Annotated in this window: 2 protein-coding genes; both read left to right on the top strand. The window is 73.6% G+C overall.

Annotated elements, in window-relative coordinates; all coding sequences use genetic code 11:
* Positions 1-9: 9 nt before the first annotated feature.
* The gene (locus BLS21_RS26525) at positions 10-156 is read left to right on the top strand and encodes a bifunctional ornithine acetyltransferase/N-acetylglutamate synthase (RefSeq protein ID WP_425431631.1); all 147 of its coding nucleotides are present in this window, start codon (positions 10-12) and stop codon (positions 154-156) included.
* The gene (argB, locus tag BLS21_RS24420) at positions 153-1,217 is read left to right on the top strand and encodes an acetylglutamate kinase (protein ID WP_245700760.1); all 1,065 of its coding nucleotides are present in this window, start codon (positions 153-155) and stop codon (positions 1,215-1,217) included. The genes BLS21_RS26525 and argB overlap by 4 nt, the downstream gene beginning before the upstream one ends.
* Positions 1,218-1,316: the final 99 nt, after the last annotated feature.

The raw sequence follows: 1,316 nt of genomic DNA, 5'->3' as shown, positions 1-1,316 counted from the left end.
GGCGGGGCGATCGGCGACCCCCGCGAGGGCGTCGACCTCACCGGCCGCGCGATCACCATCGACGTCGACCTGAACGCCGGTGGCGAGCAGGCCACCGTCTGGACCAACGACCTGTCCATCGCCTACGTCCACGAGAACTCGGCCTACTCGACATGAGCGACCTGGCAGCACCCGACCCCGAGCCGCACGTGACCACCGCGCACGACCCGGCCGCCCAGGACCCCACCCCGCCCGACGTCCGCGTCGACGAGGAACCGCCCACGGTGCCCGCCGTCCGCAAGCGGATCGGCACCAGCCGGGTCATGCGGACCTACGACCCCGAGGGCGACGCCCGCAAGGTCGCCGTGCTCACCGGGGCGTTGCCGTGGCTGAAGGAGTTCCACGGCAACGTGGTGGTGGTCAAGTACGGCGGCCACGCGATGGTCGACGAGGAGTGCCGCCGGGCCTTCGCCGAGGACATGGTCTTCCTGCGGACCTGCGGCATCCTCCCGGTCGTCGTGCACGGCGGCGGCCCGCAGATCACCGAGATGCTCGGCCGGCTGGGCATCTCCAGCGAGTTCCGCGGCGGCCTGCGGGTGACCACCGAGGAGACGATCGAGGTCGTCCGCATGGTGCTCACCGGCCAGGTGACCCCCGCGGTGGTGGGGCTGATCAACGAGCACGGCCCGCTGGCGGTGGGCCTGTCCGGGGAGGACGGCGGGCTGTTCACCGCCGAGCGCACCCTCGCCACGGTGGACGGCGAGCAGGTCGACGTCGGACTGGTCGGGGACGTCGTCGCGGTCGACCCGGCCCCCGTCCGGGCACTGCTGGCGTCCGGGCACATCCCGGTCATCGCCACCGTCGCCCCGGACCGGGACGGCGTGGTGCACAACGTCAACGCCGACACCGCCGCCGCGGCGGTCGCGGTCGCGCTCGGCGCGGTGAAGCTCGTCGTCCTCACCGACGTGGAGGGGCTCTACGCCGACTGGCCCGACCGCGACTCGCTGGTGCAGCAGATCGCCGCCGGCGAGCTGGCCGAGATCCTGCCGACGCTGGACTCGGGGATGGTGCCGAAGATGGCGGCCTGCCTGCGGGCGGTCGAGGGGGGCGTGCGCCGGGCCACCGTCGTGGACGGGCGCACCCCGCACGCCCTGCTGCTGGAGATGTTCACCACCGAGGGGACCGGGACGATGGTCGTCCCGTCCCTGCCGACCGACGAGGAGGGGACGGCGCAGTGACGCACACCGAGGAGCTGGCCGCCCGCTGGTCGGCGGTGATGATGCACAACTACCGCACCCCGCCGGTGGCACTGGCCCGCGGCGCGGGAGCCACGGTGT

This window comes from Geodermatophilus siccatus (assembly GCF_900103785.1).
GTDB classification, from domain to species: Bacteria; Actinomycetota; Actinomycetes; order Mycobacteriales; family Geodermatophilaceae; genus Geodermatophilus; species Geodermatophilus siccatus.
This window is presented reverse-complemented; position numbering and strand designations above follow the sequence as displayed.